At 66.9% G+C, this 21,385-nt stretch carries 20 protein-coding genes; 14 read left to right on the forward strand and 6 right to left on the reverse strand.

Annotated elements, in window-relative coordinates; translation table 11 throughout:
* Positions 1 to 14 precede the first annotated feature (14 nt).
* The 9 genes from msrP (at position 15) to T8K17_RS11615 (ending at position 7,889) form a co-directional block, all read left to right on the forward strand.
* Positions 15 to 1,016 carry a protein-methionine-sulfoxide reductase catalytic subunit MsrP gene (msrP, locus tag T8K17_RS11575; protein ID WP_322334664.1) on the forward strand — a complete coding sequence of 334 codons (1,002 nt, stop codon included), beginning with the start codon at positions 15 to 17 and terminating at the stop codon, positions 1,014 to 1,016.
* Positions 1,017 to 1,124: 108 nt separating this feature from the next.
* Positions 1,125 to 1,874, forward strand: coding sequence for an SDR family NAD(P)-dependent oxidoreductase (locus T8K17_RS11580; protein ID WP_322334665.1), 750 nt, complete (start codon positions 1,125 to 1,127; stop codon positions 1,872 to 1,874).
* A gap of 36 nt (positions 1,875 to 1,910) precedes the next feature.
* Complete coding sequence (gene lgt, locus T8K17_RS11585; protein WP_322334949.1) at positions 1,911 to 2,723, forward strand: prolipoprotein diacylglyceryl transferase; 813 nt, start codon at positions 1,911 to 1,913, stop codon at positions 2,721 to 2,723.
* Positions 2,720 to 3,814, forward strand: a complete 1,095-nt coding sequence (locus T8K17_RS11590; RefSeq protein WP_322334666.1) for a class I SAM-dependent methyltransferase — start codon at positions 2,720 to 2,722, stop codon at positions 3,812 to 3,814. Before lgt ends, T8K17_RS11590 begins: the two co-directional genes overlap by 4 nt.
* 44 nt (positions 3,815 to 3,858) lie before the next feature.
* Complete coding sequence (pgeF, locus tag T8K17_RS11595; protein WP_322334667.1) at positions 3,859 to 4,623, forward strand: peptidoglycan editing factor PgeF; 765 nt, start codon at positions 3,859 to 3,861, stop codon at positions 4,621 to 4,623.
* Positions 4,624 to 4,644: 21 nt separating this feature from the next.
* The gene (locus tag T8K17_RS11600; protein WP_322334668.1) at positions 4,645 to 5,796 is read left to right on the forward strand and encodes a Xaa-Pro peptidase family protein; all 1,152 of its coding nucleotides are present in this window, start codon (positions 4,645 to 4,647) and stop codon (positions 5,794 to 5,796) included.
* Between the two features lie 120 nt (positions 5,797 to 5,916).
* Positions 5,917 to 6,738 carry a hypothetical protein gene (locus tag T8K17_RS11605; RefSeq protein WP_322334669.1) on the forward strand — a complete coding sequence of 274 codons (822 nt, stop codon included), beginning with the start codon at positions 5,917 to 5,919 and terminating at the stop codon, positions 6,736 to 6,738.
* 192 nt (positions 6,739 to 6,930) lie between these two features.
* Positions 6,931 to 7,362: a TIGR01841 family phasin gene (locus T8K17_RS11610; protein WP_322334670.1), complete on the forward strand. Its 432-nt coding sequence runs from the start codon at positions 6,931 to 6,933 to the stop codon at positions 7,360 to 7,362.
* Positions 7,363 to 7,535: 173 nt separating this feature from the next.
* The gene (locus T8K17_RS11615) at positions 7,536 to 7,889 is read left to right on the forward strand and encodes a tRNA-binding protein (protein ID WP_322334671.1); all 354 of its coding nucleotides are present in this window, start codon (positions 7,536 to 7,538) and stop codon (positions 7,887 to 7,889) included.
* Between the two features lie 161 nt (positions 7,890 to 8,050).
* Here the strand turns inward: T8K17_RS11615 and T8K17_RS11620 are convergent, their stop codons facing one another.
* From T8K17_RS11620 to T8K17_RS11630, 3 genes are all read right to left on the reverse strand, one after another.
* Positions 8,051 to 8,701 carry a hypothetical protein gene (locus tag T8K17_RS11620; RefSeq protein WP_322334672.1) on the reverse strand — a complete coding sequence of 217 codons (651 nt, stop codon included), beginning with the start codon at positions 8,699 to 8,701 and terminating at the stop codon, positions 8,051 to 8,053.
* Positions 8,698 to 9,345 (reverse strand): PAS domain-containing protein, encoded by a 648-nt coding sequence (locus tag T8K17_RS11625; RefSeq protein ID WP_322334950.1) that lies wholly within the window; start codon positions 9,343 to 9,345, stop codon positions 8,698 to 8,700. Before T8K17_RS11625 ends, T8K17_RS11620 begins: the two co-directional genes overlap by 4 nt.
* A gap of 75 nt (positions 9,346 to 9,420) precedes the next feature.
* On the reverse strand, positions 9,421 to 11,787 hold the full coding sequence (locus T8K17_RS11630; RefSeq protein ID WP_322334673.1) for a methyl-accepting chemotaxis protein: 2,367 nt from the start codon (positions 11,785 to 11,787) through the stop codon (positions 9,421 to 9,423).
* Positions 11,788 to 12,047: 260 nt separating this feature from the next.
* Between T8K17_RS11630 and T8K17_RS11635 the strand changes: the two genes are divergently transcribed.
* The 5 genes from T8K17_RS11635 to T8K17_RS11655 all read left to right on the forward strand — a co-directional run bounded on the left by T8K17_RS11635 (position 12,048) and on the right by T8K17_RS11655 (position 18,756).
* Positions 12,048 to 12,638: a hypothetical protein gene (locus T8K17_RS11635; RefSeq protein ID WP_322334674.1), complete on the forward strand. Its 591-nt coding sequence runs from the start codon at positions 12,048 to 12,050 to the stop codon at positions 12,636 to 12,638.
* 239 nt (positions 12,639 to 12,877) lie between these two features.
* Entirely contained in the window at positions 12,878 to 14,080 is a 1,203-nt protein-coding gene (locus tag T8K17_RS11640) for a pyridoxal phosphate-dependent aminotransferase (RefSeq protein ID WP_322334675.1), read from the forward strand.
* A gap of 164 nt (positions 14,081 to 14,244) precedes the next feature.
* Positions 14,245 to 15,981 (forward strand): IlvD/Edd family dehydratase, encoded by a 1,737-nt coding sequence (locus T8K17_RS11645; RefSeq protein ID WP_322334676.1) that lies wholly within the window; start codon positions 14,245 to 14,247, stop codon positions 15,979 to 15,981.
* 243 nt (positions 15,982 to 16,224) lie between these two features.
* Positions 16,225 to 17,169 carry an IS110 family transposase gene (locus T8K17_RS11650; protein ID WP_322330493.1) on the forward strand — a complete coding sequence of 315 codons (945 nt, stop codon included), beginning with the start codon at positions 16,225 to 16,227 and terminating at the stop codon, positions 17,167 to 17,169.
* 309 nt (positions 17,170 to 17,478) lie between these two features.
* The gene (locus T8K17_RS11655; protein WP_322334677.1) at positions 17,479 to 18,756 is read left to right on the forward strand and encodes an MFS transporter; all 1,278 of its coding nucleotides are present in this window, start codon (positions 17,479 to 17,481) and stop codon (positions 18,754 to 18,756) included.
* A 52-nt stretch (positions 18,757 to 18,808) separates the two neighbouring features.
* Here T8K17_RS11655 and radC read toward each other — a convergent pair whose 3' ends face one another.
* From radC to sfsA, 3 genes are all read right to left on the reverse strand, one after another.
* Positions 18,809 to 19,507, reverse strand: a complete 699-nt coding sequence (gene radC / locus T8K17_RS11660; RefSeq protein ID WP_322334678.1) for a RadC family protein — start codon at positions 19,505 to 19,507, stop codon at positions 18,809 to 18,811.
* Between the two features lie 219 nt (positions 19,508 to 19,726).
* Complete coding sequence (map, locus tag T8K17_RS11665; protein ID WP_322334679.1) at positions 19,727 to 20,530, reverse strand: type I methionyl aminopeptidase; 804 nt, start codon at positions 20,528 to 20,530, stop codon at positions 19,727 to 19,729.
* A 70-nt stretch (positions 20,531 to 20,600) separates the two neighbouring features.
* A complete protein-coding gene (gene sfsA, locus T8K17_RS11670) occupies positions 20,601 to 21,311 on the reverse strand; it encodes a DNA/RNA nuclease SfsA (protein WP_322334680.1) in 711 nt (236 codons plus the stop codon).
* Positions 21,312 to 21,385 lie beyond the last annotated feature (74 nt).

Consider the following 21,385-nt stretch of genomic DNA (forward strand, 5'->3'; position numbering starts at 1 on the left):
GGGAGTCTCTCACCATGCTGATCAAGCGGCCGAAGGGCTGGGAACTGCCGGAACGGCTCGTCACGCCGGAGAGCGTCTACCTGAACCGGCGCGCACTGCTGCGCGGGCTCGGCATCGGAACGGTGCTCGCCGGAAGCGGTGCGCTGGCGGCGTGCGGCGACGAGGCCTCGGCGGATAACGAGACGGTCCAGCTCGCCGACCTGCCGCCGGACCCGTCGGCCGGACTCTATCCCGTGAAACGCAACGAGCGCTACACGGTCGACCGGCCGATCACCGAAGAGAAGATGGCCACCACCTACAACAATTTCTACGAGTTCGGGTCGTCCAAGAACATCTGGCGGGAGGCGCAGGATCTGCCGATCCGGCCCTGGACCGTGACCTTCGACGGCATGGTCGAGCAGGAACGCACGGTCGCCATCGACGACCTGCTGGCGGCGATGCCGCTGGAGGAGCGGGTCTACCGCCACCGCTGCGTCGAAGCCTGGTCGATGACGGTGCCGTGGTCCGGCTTCGCGCTGAAGTCGCTGGTGGAGTACGCCAAGCCGCTGTCCTCGGCCAAGTACCTGGTGATGCAGACCTTCCAGAATTCCGACATCGCGCCGGGCCAGAAGCAGGTCTGGTACCCCTGGCCGTACGTGGAGGGGCTGACCATCGAGGAGGCGACCAACGAGCTCGCCTTCATCGCCACCGGCCTCTATGGCAAGCCGATTCCCCGTCAGAACGGTGCCCCCTTGCGGCTCGCGGTGCCGTGGAAATACGGCTTCAAGTCGGTCAAGTCGATCGTCCGCTTTACCTTCACCGACAAGCGTCCGGTGTCGTTCTGGGAAGAACTCCAGGCCAGCGAGTACGGCTTTTGGGCCAATGTGAACCCGGAGGTATCGCATCCCCGCTGGAGCCAGGCGTCGGAGCGGGTGCTGGGGACCGGCGATATGGTGCCGACCCTGCTGTACAACGGCTACGAAGAGTTCGTGGGCGATCTGTACAAGGGGCTGGAGGGCGAGAGCCTGTATATGTGATCCTGCCCGGCAACGGGGCGCGCTGAACCGAGAGGGCCGGGACCGCCAAGCGGTGCCGGCCTTGTCGTATGCGGGGCTCCGATGTCAGATAACCGGGAGGAAAACGGCATGGGCAGGCTCGACGGAAAGATCGCGATCATCACCGGGGCGGCGGCCGGGATCGGCAAGGCCTCGGCGGCCCTGTTCGCCCGCGAGGGTGCGACAGTGGTGATGGCCGACGTGAAATCGGAGCTGGGCGAGGCGGCGGCCGCCGCGATCCGGGATGCCGGAGGCAATGTCGAGTTCGTGACCGCCGACGTCTCCAAGGAGGACGACGTTCGCGCGCTGGTCGACGGCACCGTGGAACGTCACGGCCGCCTGGACGTGCTCTACAACAATGCCGGCGGTGCCACGCCCAAGGACGGCAAGGTCACCGAGATGCCGCTGGACGAGTTCTGGCGCACGATCTCGGTCGACCTGTTCGGCCCGTTCCTCGGCTGCCGCTTCGCCATTCCGCATATGGAGCGCAACGGCGGCGGCTCGATCATCAACACCACCTCGATCCGCGCGCTGACCGGCACCGCCGGGGCGGACGCCTATTCCTCGGCCAAGGGCGGCGTCATCGCCCTGACCAAGGCGCTGGCCATGCAGTGGCACACCGCCGGCATCCGAGTGAACGCCATCGGGCCGGGCATGGTCCTGACCGAGCGGGTGGCGGCGATGCTCGACCCCAAGACCAACCCGATCGCCATCAAATCGCTGATGGGGCCGATGGATCCGGATGACATCGCCTACCTGGCCCTGTATCTCGCCAGCGACGAAGCGCGAAAGATCACCGGTGCGATCTACCCGGCCGAGAGCGGGGCGAGCGCGCACTGACACCAGCCCAAGTAACGCCGCCGAGGCCGAGACATGATCCTGCCCGCCATTCCGTTCCCGGTGATAGACCCGGTCGCGGTCGCCATCGGACCCTTCGCGATCCGATGGTACGCGCTCGCGTATATCGCCGGGATCCTGCTGGGCTGGAAATACGCCGTCTGGCTGGCCCGGCGGCAGCCGGTGTTCTTCGAGGCTAAGCTGATCGACGACCTGGTGTTCTACGCCACCATCGGCATCGTCCTCGGCGGGCGGCTCGGCTACGTGCTGTTCTACAATTTCTCCTATTACGCCGCCCATCCTCTGGAGATCTTCATGGTCTGGCAGGGCGGCATGTCGTTCCATGGCGGCTTCCTCGGCGTGGTGGTCGCCACAGCGCTGTTCGCCCGCAGGGTCGGCGCACCGGTGCTGGCGATCGGTGACCTGGTCGCCGCCGCCGCACCGATCGGGATCTTCTTCGGACGGCTCGCCAATTTCATCAACGGCGAGCTGTTCGGCCGGCCGGCGCCCGATGTGCCTTGGGCCATGGCCTTTCCCCATGGCGGGCCGATCCCGCGTCATCCCTCCCAGCTCTACGAGGCCGCTCTTGAAGGGCTGGTGCTTTTCGTCGTGCTGCTGGTTCTGGCGCGGCGGGAGAGCATCCGGCGGCGACCGGGCATCGTGATCGGTGCCTTCTTTGCCGGCTACGGGATCGCGCGCATCGTCTGCGAGTTCTTCCGCGAGCCCGACGTCCAGCTCGGCTTCATCCTGCCGCATGTGACCATGGGCCAGATTCTCAGCCTGCCGATGGTCGCGGTCGGCACTGCGATCATCGTTTGGGCGGCGCGGCGGGAACCCGTCGCGACGAAGTGAGCGCCGTGTCGCTGCTCGACCATCTGCGTCGGCGGGTGGCGGCCGAAGGACCGCTGTCGCTGCCCGAGGTGATGGCCGATACCCTGACCCATCCGCGCTTCGGCTATTACGCAACCCGCGATCCGTTCGGCGCCGGGGGCGATTTCGTCACCGCGCCCGAAGTCAGCCAGATGTTCGGCGAGCTGATCGGCCTGTGGGCGGCGGTGGTCTGGCAGCAGATGGGCTCGCCCGGCTGGGTGCACTTGGTCGAGCTCGGCCCCGGCCGCGGCACGCTGATGGCCGATGCGCTGCGGGCCACCCGCCCGGTCCCTGGCTTCCATACCGCGCTGGAGATCCATCTGGTGGAGGCGAGCCGGACCCTGCGCGAGATCCAGGGCCGTGTGTTGTCGGACTATTCTCCGACCTGGCATGACGACGTATCGCACCTGCCCGACGGTCCCGCCATCGTCATCGCCAACGAGTTCTTCGACGCCCTGCCGATCGCGCAATTGCAGCGCACCGGCGCGGGCTGGCACGAAAGGCGGCTGGCCTTCGATCCCGAGTCGGGGGCGCCAATCTGGACGCTGACCCCGGGCATGTCTCCGCTGGCGGCCCTTGTGAATCCGCGGATCCTGGCCACGGCGCGTCCGGGAGACATCGCCGAGGTGTCGCCAGCCTCCCTGTCCGTCGCCGACGTGCTGGCGAAGCGGATCGTCGGCCAGGGCGGGGCGGCGCTGGTCATCGATTACGGCCACGCCCGCAGCGGCGTCGGCGACACCCTGCAGGCCGTCCAGGCGCACAGGCCCGTCGACGTACTGGCCACCCTTGGAGAAGCGGACCTGACCGCCCATGTGGATTTCGCCGCGCTTGCCCAGGTTGTGAAGCAGGCCGGCGGCGCCGCCCATGGGCCGACCACCCAGGGCGCCTTCCTGAGCGCGCTCGGCATCGTCCAGCGGGCTCAGGCGCTGATGGCGAAGGCGACGCCGGAGCAGGCGCGCGATATCGAGGCGGCGACGGTCCGCTTGATCGGTCCCGACGAAATGGGCACCCTGTTCAAGGTCGCGGCCTGGACCGGCCCGATGGACGCCCCCCCGCCCGGGTTCGAGGCTTAGGCCCTGGCCCGAAACGAAGATCGGACGACAGCGAGACACGGTTCTTGTTCCAGATCGACGGTTTCGACGAAAACGGCATCGCCCACGCCTTCTTCTCCCGCCGCGGCGGTGTGAGTCGGGGCATATACACGTCTCTCAACTGCGGACGCGGATCGCGCGACGATCCCAAGGCGGTGGAGGCCAACCGCGCGCGCGCGGCGGCCGCCCTCGACATGCCGCCCGGCACCCTGTTCACCAATCACCAGATCCACTCCAACAAGGTCGTGGTGATCGACGAGACCGGCGAGCCGGACGCCAAGCGCGAGGCCGATGCCCTGGTCACCAACCGGCGGGGCATCGTCATCGGGGCGCTGGCCGCCGACTGCGCGCCGGTGCTGTTCGCGGCTCCCGGCGACGGCGTGATCGGTGCCGCCCATGCCGGATGGCGCGGGGCGCTCGACGGTGTCTGCGACGCGACGGTGGACGCCATGATCGATCTCGGAGTGCGCGCCGACGGCATCAAGGCGGCGGTCGGTCCCTGCATCGGCGTGGAATCGTATGAGGTGGGCCCGGAGTTTCCGGCCCCCTTCCTCGATCAGGACTCGGCCAATGGCCGCTTTTTCGAAAAGGCGGAGCGGGACGGGCATTTCCTGTTCGACCTGTCCGGCTATCTGGTGCACCGGCTGTCGCGGCTCGGGCTCGGGGAGGTCGTGCGGATGAGTGCCGATACCTGCCGGGACGAAGCCAACTTCTTCAGCTACCGCCGATCCCGGCACCGCAACGAACCGGATTACGGCCGGCAGCTCGCCGCCATCACACTGGGCGCCTGATCGCCTAACTCGGGGGACACCATGGCACTGCACTTCACCCGCGCCGAGTTCGAGGCGCGCAAGACACAGACCTTGGCGGCGATGGAGGCGGCGGGCCTCGACGGGCTGCTGATGTTCCGCCAGGAGAGCATGTTCTGGCTGACCGGGTACGACACCTTCGGCTTCTGCTTCTTCCAGTGCCTGTATCTCGGTAGTGATGGCCGGGTCGTGCTGCTGACCCGCGCGCCCGACCTGCGCCAGGCCCAGAACACCTCGACCATCGAGGATATCCGTATCTGGGTCGACCGGGACGGGGCGACACCGGCCGACGACCTGCGCGACGTGCTTGAGTCGGTCGGTGGGCGCGGCAAGCGGTTGGGGGTGGAGTATGACGCCTACGGGCTGAACGCCCGCAACGGCAAGCGCCTGGACGCGGCGCTGGACGGCTTCGCCACCCTGGAGGACGCCTCCGAGCTGGTCTCGCTGCTGCGGCTGGTGAAGTCGCCGGCCGAGCTGGAGTATGTCCGCCGCGCCGGCGTGCTGGCCGACGACGCGCTGAAGGAGGCGCACCGGCTGACCGGTCCCGGCGTGGACGAGGGCGAGATCCTGGCCGCCATGCAGGGAGCGGTGTTCAAGGGCGGCGGGGACTACCCCGGAAACGAGTTCATCATCGGCAGCGGCGGCGACGCGCTGCTGTGCCGCTACTTCACCGGCCGTAAGACCTTGGCGGCGCAGGACCAACTCACTTTGGAGTTTGCCGGGGCATACCGGCACTACCATGCCTGCCTGATGCGCACGATCCCGGTAGGACCGGTGCCGGACCACCAGGTGCATATGTTCAACGCCTGCGCCGAGGCGCTCGAAGCGTGCAAGGCGGCGCTGCGCCCCGGCCGGCCGATCGGCGAGGTGTTCGACGCCCATGCGCGGGTGATGGACGCCAACGGCCTGCGCCACGCCCGTCTGAACGCCTGCGGCTATTCCCTGGGCGCGGTCTTCGCGCCGATCTGGATGGACTTCCCCATGTTCTATCACGGCAACCCGGTGGAGGCGGCGCCGGGCATGGTGTTCTTCCTGCACATGATCCTGATGGACAGCGAGGCCCAGCTCGCCATGACCCTGGGCGAGACGGTCATCGTCACCGACGGTGCGCCGGAGCGGCTGTCCGCCATGCCGCTCGAACTCGTGACCAGATAGCGCACAGGCCAAGTAGGTCTTGGCAAGACCGGGTGCGGCGCGGCATATCTCCGCCATGCCGCACCTCTGGATCTTTCTCGGTTTCCTGTTCCTGGGCCTGATGGCCAGCTGCGTGATCGTATGATCCACCGCCTGGTCTCCGTCCTGCTGCTCCTGGCTCTGGCCGGGTGCGGGCAGCTTCCGCAGCCGTTCGCCAAGGACGAGGCGAACCTGGCGAAGGCGCCCTTCCTGATTCCGCCGGCGACCGAGGGCGTGCTGGTCTGGCCGATGGTCGGCGTGCCGGACGACATCGCCGACCTGATCACCGAGATGACCGTGGACGCGCTGCAGAAGCGCGGCGTGGCCGCCAGCTCCGATGCGTCGAACCGCCAGAGCCTGATGCTGACGACGTCGGGCGATCGGCAGCCGGACGGGGCCCTGAAGATCACCTGGCGGCTGAGCCGGCCGAGCGGGGAGGTCGTGGGCACCCGCGAGGACTCGATCGCCAGCGATGCCCGCTTCGAGCAGGCGGTGACCCAGGTCGCCCGCTGGATCGTCCCCAACGCCCGTCGGACCGACATCGACGAGCCGCCCTTCTCGGTCACCGTCTATGAGGTCGCCGGCGCGCCGGGAAACGGCAACGACCTGCTGCGTCGGGCCATGGCCTTCGCTCTGAAGCGGGCCGAGGTCGAGGTCGCCGACTTCCCGCCGCCGGACGGGTTCGTGGTGCAGGGGACGGTGACCATCACGCCGAAGGAGCTCGGCGGCGATCTGGTGGCCGTATCCTGGAGCGTGCTGGATGGCCGGGGCCGCGAAGTGGGGGTGATCGATCAGTCGAACACGGTACCGTCGGGCTATCTCGACAAGGATTGGGGGCCGGTCGCCTCGCCGATCGCCAAGGAAGCCGTTCCCGGCATCGTGACTCTGATCGAGCGCCATCTCGAGGTTGCCGCCGGCGGCTAAAACCACAATTATTACATGGCCTTGATCGGCTGTCGGAGCACCCTGCCGCTGTTTATGTTGCAGTGCACAAATTTCGGTTGACTCTTATTCGCGCCGACCCCATTTATCTGTGGTGATTGTGCAGTGCAGCAACGACTGCGCCGGCTGAAATTCCTCCCGGTTTCTTCAGCCGCCAAAACGAGGAGAGTGGAAATGGCCGAGTTCAAAAACCCGTTCCTGGACTTCGACGTTCAGAAGATGATGGGCGAGTTCAAGATCCCCAACGTGGATGTCGACGGCATCGTCGCCGCCCACAAGCGGAATTTCGACGCCATCGCGCAGGCGAACCAGATCGCCGCCGAGGGCATGCAGGCGATCATGCGCCGCCAGAGCGAGATCGCTCAGGCCGCGATCGCCGAGGTCCAGTCGAACCTGCAGGCCATCGCCACCCAGGGCGCGCCGGAAGAGAAGCTGGCGCAGCAGGCCGCGATCGCCAAGTCGACCCTCGAGCAGGCGCTGGCCAACCTGAAGGAACTTCAGGAGATGGTCGCGAAGTCCAACGCCGAGGCGTCGGGCATCATCAACAAGCGCATCATGGAATCCCTCGACGAGGTCAAGACCGCGATCGAGAAGTCCAAGAAGTAATCCACGATACTCAAGCCCTGTCCCGAGGGGCGCGAGGTGTGGGGGCCGTCCGAGCGATCGGACGGCCCCTTTTCGTATCCGGCTGAGGGGGCGGGCACTCCGACCGGTTGCAGCCATCCGCCGCTGCGTGCTACCGGCAAAGGCAGGTGGCAGCCAGAAACTGGGGAATGGACATGGCGGAAAAACGCGCGGCGGAAATCACCTATGACGATTTCCTGACGGTCGATATCCGGGTCGGCACGGTGATCGAGGCGCAGCCTTTTCCGGAGGCGCGCAAGCCGGCGATCAAGCTGTGGATCGATTTCGGCGAGGAGATCGGAGTGAAGAAGACCTCGGCCCAGATCACCGTGCACTACACGCCAGAAAACATGGTCGGCCGCCAGGTCGCGGCGGTGGTGAACTTCCCCCCGCGCCAGATCGGCCCGTTCATGAGCGAGGTCCTGACCCTGGGCTTCATGGACGAAAACGGCCAGACGGTGCTGGTTTCCCCGTCGACGAAAGTTCCGAACGGCGGCCGCCTGCACTGAGCTGGGGCGGAGCTGCGCAAACCCTACCATTTCCGTCACTCCCCGGCCTTGTGCCGGGGTCTACGCCTAAACGTGCACGGACCCGTCCGAGGTCATGCGGGCTGACACGTGGACCCCGGCCCAGGACCGGGGAGTGTGAGAAATTTGAGGAGTAGGCCGCCTCAGATCTTGGCGAACTTGGCCAGGGCCTCGCGGAAGGTGAGGCCCTTATCCATTTCCTTCATCGCCTGGGCGTCGTCCGCCGCGTAGCGCCGGGTCATCTCCAGGATCTCGGCCGCCCGCTCGATCGGGATCACGCAGATGCCGGATCCGTCCGCCACGATCAGGTCGCCCGGCCGGATCAGCACGCCGGCGATGGTGATCGGCTCGCCGATGGCTTCCACCTTCAGCCGGGTCTTGCCGGGCGTGGGCACCATGTGGCGGGCGAAAATCGGGAAGCGGAACTCCTGCTGTTCCTCCCAGTCGCGCACGCCGCCCTCGACCAGCAGGCCCTCGATGCCCTGGATCTTGGCCGCGTAGCTTGCCATGCCGCCCCAGGTCGAGACCGGGTTGCCGCCGTTGTCCACGACGATCACGTCGCCGGCGCCGGCCGCCTCGATCATGTGGCCGACCTTGAAATCCTCCACCGGAAAGGTGCCCTTCGCGCCGGTCTGCTGGCGCACGGTCACGGCGGGGCCGACGGCCTTGGTGCCGGGCACGATGGGGTTAAGCCCGACGACCACGCCGTTCAGGTCGAGTTCGTCCAGGGCGTTGGCGATGGTCGGGGTGGCGATGTCGCGGAAGCCCGCGACCAGCGATTCAATATCGGTCATTCATCCGTTCCAGGCGGGGGAAAAGCGTCGAAGTAGAGCACGCCGATCGTCATGTCCGCGGTGCGACCGTCCGTCGCGAGGGGGCAGTGCACGCTGTCGAAGCTGCGCCAGGTGCCGTCGACCGGCCACTGGACCCAGCCAGAGCGAAAGACCGGGCGGCGCTGGACCACGGGATTGCGGAAGGTGGCGATCATCGACTCCCGGGATTCGCCGAAGCTGCATTCGGAGATCCATTTGCCGGTGTAGTCGCGGTCGCGGAAGGCGGTGATCTCGGTGCCGATCATCCGATAGCGGAAGTCGGTCGCGCCGGAGGCGACATCCATGATCAGCACATGGCCGAACCAGGGTTGCAGATCCTCCACCGGGAAGTCCTCGCGCGCCGGCAGGCACGCCCCCTGCCGCTTGGCATCCCAGAGCGCGGCGAAGGCGGCCACCCCGGGGTGGCGCGGATGGTCCTGGATCTCGAGACTGTCGTAGGTGACGTCGCGCTGCCGGGACGCCGCGTCGGGCGCAGCGGTTTCCCCCTGCGCCGACCTCGTGACGGTCCAGACGGTCGACAGCGACGGCAGGCCGACCAGCCGGCCGACCGCCGCCGAAGCACTTTGGGGAGAGGGTGGACCGTCGGTTTGCGACACGCTCTTCACCAAGATTGGAGGAACATACCCACTTTCACGTCGATCGAAGCGTGCCGTCAAGCGGGCGCCGGAGGCAGAGCATGCTTACCCTGCCCGGATCCGTTGAACGAAGCCGCCCACTTCGCGCTCGAGGCTGCGCATCTCGGCCTCCAGCACGTTGCAGGTGCTCAGCACTTCCTCGGCGCTGCGGCCGGTCTCGCGGGAGGCATCGCTCACCTCGGCGATCTCGGACGACACCTTCAGGGTCTGGGCCGCGGCATCCTGGCTGTTGCCGGCGATGGTCGAGGTCGTGGCCGCCTGTTCGTCGACCGCGGCGGCGACGGCGGCATTCATCTCGTCCAGTCCTGCGACGGCGTGGGCGATCGTCTCGATCGCCTTGACCGCCTCGCCGCTCGCACCCTGCATCTGCTCGATCTGCTGGCGGATATCGTCGGTGGCCTTGGCCGTCTGGGTCGCCAGGTTCTTGACCTCCGAGGCCACCACCGCGAAGCCTTTGCCGGCATCGCCCGCGCGGGCGGCCTCGATGGTGGCGTTCAGGGCCAGCAGGTTGGTCTGTTCGGCAATCTCCTGGATAAGCGCGATCACCGCGCCGATCCGGGTCGCCGTGTCGGCCAGGGCCACGATCCGTTCGTTGCCGATGCCCGCCTGGGTGCTGGCGCCGCGCGCCATTTCCGCCGCCCGGGCAACCTGGGAGCCGATCTCCGCCGACGCCGAGGCCAGTTCCTCCGCCGCTTCGGACACCGCTTTCACATTGGCGGTGGACTGTTCCGACGAGATCGCCACGGCGTCGGCGCGGGACAGGGAGGCGGTCGACGAGTTGGCCATGGCCTCCGCCCGCGCCCGCACGTCGGCGACCTGCGAGGTCAGGCCCTCCACCAGTTTGCCCACCGACTCCTCGAAGCTGGCGGCCAGGGCATCGAGCGACCGGCGCTTCTCGGCCTCGGCCCGGGCGTCGGCCTCCTCCTGTTCCTTTTCCAGGCGGCGGACCCGCTGGGCGTTGTCCTTGAACACCTGGACGCAGCGCGCGATATCGGCGATCTCGTCCTTGCGGTTCACGCCGGGGATGTCGACCTGAAGGTCGTTGTCGGCCAGCCGTTCCATCGCGCCGGTGATCGACCGCAGCGGGTGGGTGATCCCCCGGCCAAGGAAGACCGCCAGCACGACGGCGAGGAGGGCGGCTGCGGCCGTCCCGGCCAGGATCAGCAGGGTCGAGAGTGTCTTGTCGTCGGTGCGCGCGGCGATGGAGGCGGCGACGCTGGCCCCGACCTGATCGGCCACGGCCTCGGCGGCGACGGTCATCTCCTCGGCGGCCGTCGTCCGGGTGCGAAGCGCCTCGACCAACTGGTCGAATCTTGCCTTGCCGTCTTCCACCATCGAGCTGAACTGGCCGATGGAGTCGCTGTCGGGCAGGCGTTCGGCCAGTTGCCTGACCAGTCTCTCGAGAGTGCCGAAGGCGAAGACCTGGCCGGTGACCGCAGGGCCCTCGCCATTGGCGGCGACCACCTCGCGGATGTTGACGTCCACCTGCTTCACCGCCGTCACCAGGTCGGCCGCCAGCGTGGTGATGTCGGATGCCGCTTCCGCGTCGGCCGTGGCGGCGTCCGCCATGGCCCGCGCCTTTTCGTAGGCGGCCGTCTCCTTCCGGGCGAGCGCGGCGGCGAAGGCGTTGATCCGCTTCGACACGGTCTCCAACTCGGTGACCGCGGCAGTCACGTCCTGGTTCGCCTCGACGGTGGACACGAGGGATTCCAGAGCTTTGCGGTATCCGCCGACAGCGGCAGCCAGCAGGGCCACCGGCTTCTCCGCATCGCTGCCTGTGGTCAGTTTCTTGAGCTTGATGGCCGTCAGGAACATGGCCTTTGTGGCCTCGCGCGCCGCGCTCGCGTCGGCCGGATCGCGGGTCCTCAGGTAGACGGCCTCATCGCGCCGGGCACTCAGGGTCGCCAGGATCAGCGCCCGGGTCAGTTCCTCGATCTGCAGCTTCTCCGACTGATCGGCCTGCGCCGCATCGCGTTGGCGATTGAGTTCGGCGCGCCGCTCGTCCTGGCTGCGCCGGATGTTGCCGGCCAAGCGTTCGAACTCGACGGTATTGGACTGGATCTCGGCGATCAGGCGGTCGGCATTGGTTCTGGCGGCGACCAGCGTGTCGAACTGGCGGCGATATTCCACGATGGTCGCGGCGGTTGCCGGCTGATCGACCGCGTCGGCCCGAGCCGCCGCCTCGTCCAGATGACCGAACGCGTCGTCGCGATCGGTCGCGTCGCCGGAGATCCGAAAGGAGCCGGCGGCGATCTGGGCATCGCGGATCAGACGCTCGATCTCGGCGACGCGATCCGCGTGGGAGACCTGATCGGAATAGCGTTCGAGAGCGAGCCAACCGGTTGCGCCGAGGACGAGGGTGAGCGTAACGACCCCAGCGAATCCTGCTCCAATCCGAAAACCAATACGCATCTGATGCCCCCTGGCCTTTTTGCAATCCGCCAGACAGCTTATTCGCCACAATATTAAGAAGACGTTTATTAAATTAAGCAGCACTTATGCGGCGATATTTCATTATTTTTAGCTTTTGTTAATTTCTCCCTGCGCAATTTCAGGCACCGAATGCGTTGGTCACGGTAACAATTGATTAACACTCTCCGGTATCAGGTCGGACTCGTTCCTGTCGAGCAGAGCCCGTAGTCGGTGCAAGTAAACTCAAGGGAGAAACCTAGATGACATTTGGTCGATATCTGAAACAGATCGGTCTGGTGGCGACGGTCGTGGCCTTCAGCTCCGGTGTTGCGTCCGCCAACGATTTTGCTGCCCAGCTCACCGATGCGCTGAACAAGCAGATCCGCCCGTGGCTGAGCGATCCGGTGGTCGTCGAGGCCGTGAAGGCGCAGAACGCGGAGACCGCCAGCCTGTCCGAAGGCGACATCGACGCCCTGGACAAGCAGTGGCGCGCGGAAGCGAAGACCGGCAGCGGCCCGCTGATCGACAAGGTGCTGGGCAACAAGCTGTCCGCCTTCCTGAAGGAGAAGAAAGCCTCCTCCGACGGTCTGTTCGCCGAAGTCTTCATCATGGACGCCAAGGGCCTGAACGTCGGCCAGAGCGACATCACCTCCGACTACATGCAGGGCGATGAGGACAAGTGGCAGAAGACCTATCCGGTCGGCCCGGACGCGGTGTTCATCGACGACGTCGAGTTCGACGATTCCAGCGGCCAGTTCCAGAGCCAGGTCAACGCCACTGTCGTCGATCCGGCGAACGGCCAGGCTATCGGCGCCATCACCATCGGCATCAACGTCGAGAAGCTGAACTGATCGCAGCGATGCATGCCCGACGGGGAGAGGCATCTCCCCGATCCCTCCCGGGTGCCCCCTCGGGCCGGTTCTCCCCAGAGCCGGCCCGTTTTTTTGCCCGGATTCCGGACTTCGATCCGCCCGGCCGGACAGGGTCATTTTTTTGTCTCCGCGACGCCCCGCTGCCTTGCTTTGCGAAAGGGTCGGGCGTAGCGTGCCGGGCATTCCGCGAACCGCGAATTCCTGGGAGTTTTCGAGAGATGGGCATCCTTGCCGAGCGGCTGAGCCGCGTGAAGCCGTCGCCGACGATCGCCGTCAGCACCAAGGCCATGGAACTGAAAGCGGCGGGTCACGATGTGATCGGCCTGGGCGCCGGCGAGCCCGACTTCCCCACGCCTCAGCACATCAAGGACGCCGGCAAGGCGGCCATCGACAATAACAACACCAAGTACACCGCCGTGGGCGGCACGCCGGAGCTGAAGGACGCCATCGCGTTCAAGTTCAAGCGCGACAACAATCTGGAATACGCCCGCAACCAGATCGTCGTCGGCACCGGCGGCAAGCAGGTTCTGTACAACGCCTTCATGGCGACCCTGGATCCGGGCGACGAGGTGATCATCCCCGCGCCGTACTGGGTCAGCTATCCGGACATGGCGATCCTGGCCGAGGGCAAGCCGGTCTTCATCGACTGCCCGCAGGAGCAGGGCTTCAAGCTGCAGCCGGAAGATCTGGACAAGGCGATCACCCCGAAGACCAAGTGGGTGGTTTTGAACTCCCCGTCGAACCCGACGGGCGCCGGCTACACCCGCGCGGACATGAAGAAGATCACCGACGTGCTGATGAAGCATCCGCATGTCTGGGTGATGACCGACGACATGTACGAGCACCTCGTCTACGACGATTTCGAGTTCTGCACCCCGGCAGAGATCGAGCCCGGCCTGTACGACCGCACCCTGACGGTCAACGGCGTGTCCAAGGCCTATTGCATGACCGGCTGGCGCATCGGCTTCGCCGGCGGCCCGGCGAACCTGATCAAGGCGATGACCGACATCCAGTCGCAGTCGACCTCGAACCCGTGCTCGGTCAGCCAGGCGGCGTCCGTGGCGGCGCTGACCGGCGACCACAGCTTCATCGCCGAGAACAACAAGGTCTTCAAGGAGCGCCGCGACCTGGTGGTCTCCATGCTGAACCAGGCGGCCGGCATCACCTGTCCGACCCCGGACGGCGCGTTCTACGTCTATCCGTCGGTCAAGGGCTGCATTGGCAAGAAGACGCCGGACGGCAAGGTGATCGAGAGCGACAGCGACTTCGTCACGGCGCTGCTGGAAAGCGAGGGCGTGGCCGCCGTGCAGGGCGAGGCCTTCGGCCTGAGCCCGCATTTCCGGATCTCCTACGCCACCTCGACCAAGGTGCTTGAGGAGGCCTGCGAGCGCATCCAGCGGTTCTGCGGCTCGCTCTCCTAAGTCGCATCCGCATCGCATTTCCGACGCCGGCGCGGGTCCCTCGCGCCGGCGTCTGCGTGTCTTGACCGGACGGGGCGACACAGCGCACCCTGCGCCTCGCCGACGCGCTTAAGAATTCCATCCAAAAAGTGTCGGCGCAGTCGCTCGACCGGAGGAAATGCGCGATGACCGACCGTTCCGACCCCATGAAGGGGAAACGCCGCTCCGCCCAGTGGTACGGCAAGATCGACAAGGACGGGTACGCCCACCGGTCCTGGATGAAGAACCAGGGCTTTCCCGCCGAGGTCTTCGACGGTCGCCCGATCATCGGCATCGCCAATACCTTCAGCGAGTTCAATCCCTGCCACGCCCACTTCCGCAAGATCTGCGAGCATGTGAAGCGCGGCGTCTGGGAGGCGGGGGGCTTCCCGCTCGAGTTCCCGGTCTTCTCCAATTCCGAGAGCCAGCTCCGCCCGACCTCCATGCTGTACCGCAACCTCGCGTCCATGGACGTGGAGGAGGCGATCCGCGGCCTGCCGATGGACGGCGTCGTGCTGCTGGTCGGCTGCGACAAGACCACGCCGGCCCTGCTGATGGGCGCGTCGAGCTGTAACCTGCCGACCATCTGCGTGTCTGGCGGCCCGATGCTGAACGGCTACTACAAGGGCGAGAAGATCGGCTCCGGGACCCATGTCTGGAAGTTCTCCGAGGCCGTGCGCGCCGGCGAGATGTCGATCGAAGCCTTCATGAGCGCCGAGCAGGACAACCACCGTTCCGCCGGTCACTGCATGACCATGGGCACCGCCTCGACCATGGCGTCGATGGTCGAGAGCCTGGGCGTATCCCTGCCGGCCAATGCGGCGATCCCGGCCGTCGACAGCCGCCGCTACGTGCTGGCGCATATGTCCGGCAAGCGGATCGTCGACATGGTGATCGAGGACCTGCGCCTGTCGAAGATCCTGACCAAGGACGCCTTCGAGAACGCCATGGTGACCAACGGCGCCATCGGCGGCTCGACCAACGCGGTCATCCACCTGCAGGCGATCGCCGGCCGTCTCGGGGTCGATATCGGCCTCGACGACTGGGACCGGCTCGGCAAGGACATGCCCTGCCTGGTCAACCTGATGCCGTCGGGCGAGCACCTGATGGAGGACTTCTACTACGCCGGCGGCCTGCCTGCCGTGCTGCGGGAGATCGGCGACTTCCTGCACAAGGACGCGGTCACCGCCAACGGCAAGACCATCTGGGAGAACGTCAAGGACGCGGAATGCTATAACCGCGACGTCATCTTCCCGCTGAAGGAGCCGTTCAAGCCGAATGGCGGCATCGCCGTCCTGCGCGGCAACATGACCCCGGACGGCGCCATCCTGAAGCCCTCGGCCGCCACGCCGGAGCTGATGGTGCATACCGGCCGGGCCGTGGTGTTCGAGGATATCGACGACTACAAGGCGCGGATCGACGACGAGGCTCTCGACATCGACGAGACCTGCATCATGGTGCTGAAGAACTGCGGCCCGATCGGCTATCCGGGCATGGCGGAGGTCGGCAATATGGGCCTGCCGCCCAAGGTGCTGCGCAAGGGCATCACCGACATGATCCGCATCTCCGACGCCCGCATGTCCGGCACCGCCTACGGGACGGTGATCCTGCACGGTGCTCCCGAGGCGGCGGCCGGCGGCCCGCTGTCCCTGGTGGAGAGCGGCGACATGATCGAGGTCGACGTGCCGAACCGGCGCCTGCACCTGGACGTGTCGGACGCCGAACTGGAGAAGCGTCGGGCCGCTCGGGCGCCGTTCCAGAGCCCCTACGACCGCGGCTATTCCAAGCTCTATGTCGAGACCGTCAACCAGGCGGACAAGGGTGCTGATCTGGACTTCCTGGTCGGCAATTCCGGCACCCCGCTGATGCGCGAGAGCCACTGACGCCGGGAGGCTGGGGGAGGAGCCGGCGCAGGCCCCGCCGCCGGCTCCTCCCGTCGTCCTTGTAACTTATCGTCTTCCGCTTCTGGTAGAGTTTCGGAAGCGGTGGTGGATGGGACGCCGAGTCGTCCTGGAGCGTGCGAGCCCGAACGTCAGCAAGGTTGCCCATCCACCGTTCATCCCTCGAACCCGAACAGTCGCCGGGGCCGCCATATGGCGAGCCCGTTTAGGCAAGGCAGGGTAGCGATGGACCAGGTGATCGTGGGTATCGACGTCTCCAAGAGCCGTCTGGATGTTCATATCCTGCTCGGCGCGCAAGGGCCGGGCGAATGTGAGGCGGTGCCGCGTGACGGCGCTGGGATTGCAGCGTTGGCCGAGCGTCTTGGAGCGCTGGGAGCAACGCTGGTGGGGGTCGAGGCGACGGGCGGCTTCGAGACGGTGGTGGCGGCGGGTCTGGCCGGGGCGGGCTTGCCGGTCGTCGTGGTCAATCCGCGCCAGATCCGGGCCTTCGCCCAGGCGCTGGGACGTCGGGCGAAGACCGATCCGATCGATGCGGAGATGATCGCCCGGTTCCTGGCGGCGACCCGGCCTGAGCCGCGCGCATTGCCCGATGCGTCCGGCCGCCTGCTGGCCGATCTGGTGGCCCGGCGACGGCAGATCGTGTCGATGATCGCCGCCGAGCGCCAGCGTCAGAGCCGCCTCACGGAACCGCGGGTGCGGCGCTCGATCCTGCGTCTGATCACGGCCCTGGAGAAGGAACTGAACGAGGTCGACCGCGAGATCGACGACCAGGTCCGCGGCTCGCCGGTCTGGCAGGCACAGGAGGATCTGCTGCGCAGCGTGCCCGGCATCGGTCCGGCCACCGCCCGCACCCTGCTCGCCGATCTGCCCGAACTCGGCCGACTGGACCGGCGCCAGATCGCCTCCCTGGCGGGGCTGGCACCGTGGACGCGCCAATCGGGAACTTGGCGCGGCAAAGCCTTCATCGGCGGCGGACGCGCGAGCGTACGCACCGCCCTGTTCGTCGCAGCCATGGTCGGCGCGCGCTACAACCCTACCCTCAAGGCCTTCCACGCCAGACTGATCGCTGCAGGAAAGCCCAAGATGGTCGCCCTCATCGCCGTCGCCAGAAAGCTGCTTACCATCCTCAACGCCATCGTCAGAGATCAAAAGCCATGGCAAGTCGCTTGACCAAGATCACAGTCGCTGACGAAAGTCAGGACCAACGCATGGATGGTCGAGCTGGGGCGTAGGCCGTTGTTCGGCATGAGAGGGCGGCTGGATCCTGACTTGCGTCAGGATGACGGTTTGGCAGGGCGTGGCCGCTACCCGTTTGCGTCGTCCTGATGCAAATCAGGACCTGTGTCCGGACGGATGATTTAGGGCTGCGTCTTGATCCTGACTTTCGTCAGGAGGACGGATAGGGTTGGCCGTTCCGTTCCGCCGTCATCCTGACCTCCGTCAGGACCTCCCGCACCAATCGATCACCCCACGGATCCGATGACCCCCGCCCAGCCCGCCGCGCCCTCGACCGCCATGCCGACCCACACCCTGCTCGGAATCGGCTGGTTCCTGTGCGCGATGTTCTTCTTCTATGCCTTCGTCCAGCGGGTGGCGCCGTCGGTCATGGTCGACGAGCTGATGCGCGACTTCGCGGTCGGCGGGGCGCTGGTGGGGAACCTGTCGGCCTTCTACTACTACGCCTATGCCGGCTCGCAGATCCCGGTCGGGGTGATGCTCGATCGGTTCGGGCCGCGCCGTCTGATCACCGTCGCCGTCGGTCTGGTCGCCATCGGCAGCTTCGTCTTCGCCGGGGCGGAGACCCTGTGGATGGCCTATCTCGGGCGGATGCTGATCGGCTTCGGCTGCGCCTTCAGCTTTGCCGGCGCGCTGAACTACGCCGCGATCTGGATGCCGGCCCACCGCTTCGCCACGCTGAGCGGCGGCGCCCAGATGCTCGGCGTGATCGGCGGCATCACCGGCCAGGCGCCCCTGGGGGCGGCGGTGGAGGCGTTCGGCTGGCGGCCGATGATGCTGGTGATCGCGGTGTTCGGTGCCGTCCTGGCGATCGCCTGCGGCTTCATTCTGCGCGACCGGCCCCGGCCGGACGGTGCGACGCCCCGCCCGCGTCTGCTGGCCGGGCTGAAGCGAGCCGCCGCCAGCGGCCAGGTATGGCTGGCGGCCATGTTCGGGCTGGCCATGACCAGCGCCATGCTGGCCTTCGGTGGGTTGTGGGGCGTGCCCTATGTCATGCAGGCCTACGACCATCCCAAGGCGGAGGCCGCCCTGCTGGTGAGCTGCCTGTTCGTCGGTTGGGGCGTCGGCGCGCCGCTGTTCGGCTGGCTCGCCGACCGCTACCGCCGGCGCAAGCCCTTCATGATCCTGGGCGCGATCCTGTCGACCAGCGGCATCGCCGCCGCCGTCTATCTGCCCCATAGCGGCGATGCGACCCTGGTTCTGTCGCTGATGATCCAGGGCCTGGGCGCGTCGTCCATGGTGCTGTCCTTCTCGGTCGGCCGCGAGAACACGCCGCTCTGGGCGGCCGGGGCCACGATCGGGATCATCAACGGCTGCGTGGTCGGCTCCGGCGCGGTGCTGCAGCCGCTCCTCGGCTGGGTGCTCGATCTCGCCTGGGACGGCACGCTGCTAGAGGGCGCGCGGGTGTACACCGCCGCCGCCTACGAGCGGGCGTTCCTGGTCCTGCCGGTGATCGGCGTGTTCGGCCTGCTGGTCGCCCTGGCGATCCGCGAGACCCATGGCAAGTCGGTCGAGAGCTAGATGTGAGTTTCAGGCCAGTCCGGCCCGAAGCGTGAAGCGTCCTCCGATTTCCTCAAAGCAGCCCCTTCGAGCGGAAGCTGACATGGCCGTGCCGGGCGACGATCAGGTGGTCGTGCAGCACGATGCCCAGGGTCGCCGCCGCCTCCTTGAGCTGGGCGGTGGTGGAAATATCGGCCTGGGACGGGGTCGGATCGCCGGTCGGGTGGTTGTGCACGACGATCAGGGCTGAGGCGCCCAGGTCCAGCGCCCGCTTCACCACCTCTCGGGGATAGAGCGGCGTGTGGTCGATGGTGCCGCGGCCCTGCAGCTCGTCCTGGATCAGCCGGTTCTTCTTGTCGAGATAGAGGACGCGCACGACCTCCACCGGCTCGTGCGCCATGGCGGCATGGCAGTAATCCAGGAGCTGTTTCCAGCCCGACAGCACGGGCCGCTTCAGCAACGGCTCCCCTAGCAGCCGGTCGGCAGCGGCCTTTGCGGTCTTCAGCGCGGCGACCGAGGCCTCGCCCATGCCGTCGAGCTTCGCCAGTTCGGCCGGCTCGGCGCTGATGGTCTCGGCGAAGGACCCGAAGCGGGCGATCAACCTTTTAGCCAGAGGTTTGACGTCGCCGCGCGGCTTGGCCAGGAACAGCAGCAGTTCGATGAGTTCGTAGTCCGCGAGGGCATCGGCACCCGCCGCGAGGAACCGCCTGCGCAGCCGCTGGCGATGCCCCTCCGGCCCCGGATCCTGCGCATCCGCCAACCCGTCATACACACCCTTCCTCCCTGGCCCGTGGTCTAGGGGAGGCTATGGAAGGGGCAGGGGCGGAATGGGCGGCGTGACGCAACAATTCCCCAGCCAATGCCGTCGTCCTGGACTCGTTTCAGGACCAAGACTCAGACGCCGGCAGCTTGGTCCTGAAACGAGTTCAGGACGACGGGAGGGTGCTCGACGGCCAGCGGGGCATGGTCCTGACTTTCGTCAGGATGACGATCAGATATACGGCGGCTTGGTGTAGCCCTTGGGCGACAGGGTGAAGATCTCGAACCCGGTCTCGGTCACGCCGATGGAATGCTCGAACTGGGCCGAGAGCGAGCGGTCGCGGGTCACGGCGGTCCAGCCGTCCTCCAGGATCTTCACCGCGAACTTGCCGGCATTGATCATCGGCTCGACGGTGAAGAACATGCCCGGCTCCAGCATCGGCCCGTCGGTCGGGTGGCCGTAATGCAGCACGCTGGGCGGCGCGTGGAAGGTGCGTCCCAGGCCATGGCCGCAGAAGTCGCGCACCACGGAGAAGCGCTGCGCCTCGGCGAAGGTCTGGATGCGGTGGCCGATGGCGCCCAGATGCACGCCCGGCCGGATCACCTCGATGCCCAGCATCATCGCGTCATAGGTGACCTCCACCAGACGCTTGGCCTTCACCGAGATCTTGTCGCCGACCAGGTACATGCGGCTGCTGTCGCCGTGCCAGCCGTCGAGGATGACGGTCACGTCGATATTGACGATCTCGCCTTCCTCCAGCTTCCGGTCGCCCGGAATGCCGTGGCAGACCACGTGGTTGATCGAGGTGCAGATCGACTTCGGGAAGCCCTTGTAGCCGAGCGGCGCGGGCGTGGCGCCGTTCGCCAGGGTCATCTCGTGGCAGAGCCGGTCCAGCTCGTCGGTGGTCACGCCGGGGGCGACATGGTCGGTGATCATGTCGAGGATTTCGGCGGCGAGGCGTCCCGCCTTGCGCATGCCCTCGAAATCCCCAGGCCCATGGCGCACGATCTGGCGCGCTTCGGCGAGCTGTTGCATCGCGATCTTCCTTGCTCCGTAACGTGGCTGCAATCTGCTGCCGCGGGCCGGGAAGGTCAAGGTTCGGGGGTTACTCCGCGACCGGAACCGGCCGATTGAGCACCACGCGCTCCAGCGTCACGGCGCATTCCCAGGCCAGCGCCTCCACCCCGGCGGCACGGGCGCGGTCGAAGGCGAGGCCGTATCTCGGATCGATGTCGCGGGCCAGCGTCAGCCGGTCGCCGTCCATGCGCTGGATGCAGAACAGCATGACGGCGCGGTGCCCCGCCGCGACCATGGCCGCCAGTTCGTCCAGATGCTTCGACCCGCGGGCGGTCACGCTGTCCGGGAACTCGTGGGCGCCGGGATTCGGGCCGTCGGGGCGCACCAGATGGACGTTCTTGACCTCCACATAGCAGGGCGGGCGGCCGGGGCTCTCCAGCAGCATGTCGATGCGGCTGTTCACCCCGTATTTCACCTCCCGGCGCAGGGTCTCGTAGCCGGCAAGGTCGGGAATCCGCCCCGCGGCAATGGCTTCGGCGACGATGGCATTCGGTCGGCCGGTATGGATGCCGACCAGCCCGCCTTCGGTCTCCACCAGCTCCAGGGTGTAAGGCAGCTTGCGCTTGGGATCGGGCGAGCGCGACAGCCAGACCCGCAAACCGGGATCCTTCAGGCCGGTCATCGCACCCGGGTTCGGGCAATGGGCGGTCACCACCTCGCCGCCGAGATCGATATCGGCGAGGAAGCGCTTGTAGCGCTTGATCAGGCGGCCTTCATAGAGGGGTTTGGGCAGGTCCATGGGCCGAAGCTAGCCGGGGCTCTGGGCGATGTCATCCCTTCCGCCCGCCCGTGGAACATGCTTAGACGGAGACT

Origin of the sequence: Thalassobaculum sp. OXR-137 (assembly GCF_034377285.1) — a bacterium.
Lineage (GTDB): Bacteria > Pseudomonadota > Alphaproteobacteria > Thalassobaculales > Thalassobaculaceae > Thalassobaculum.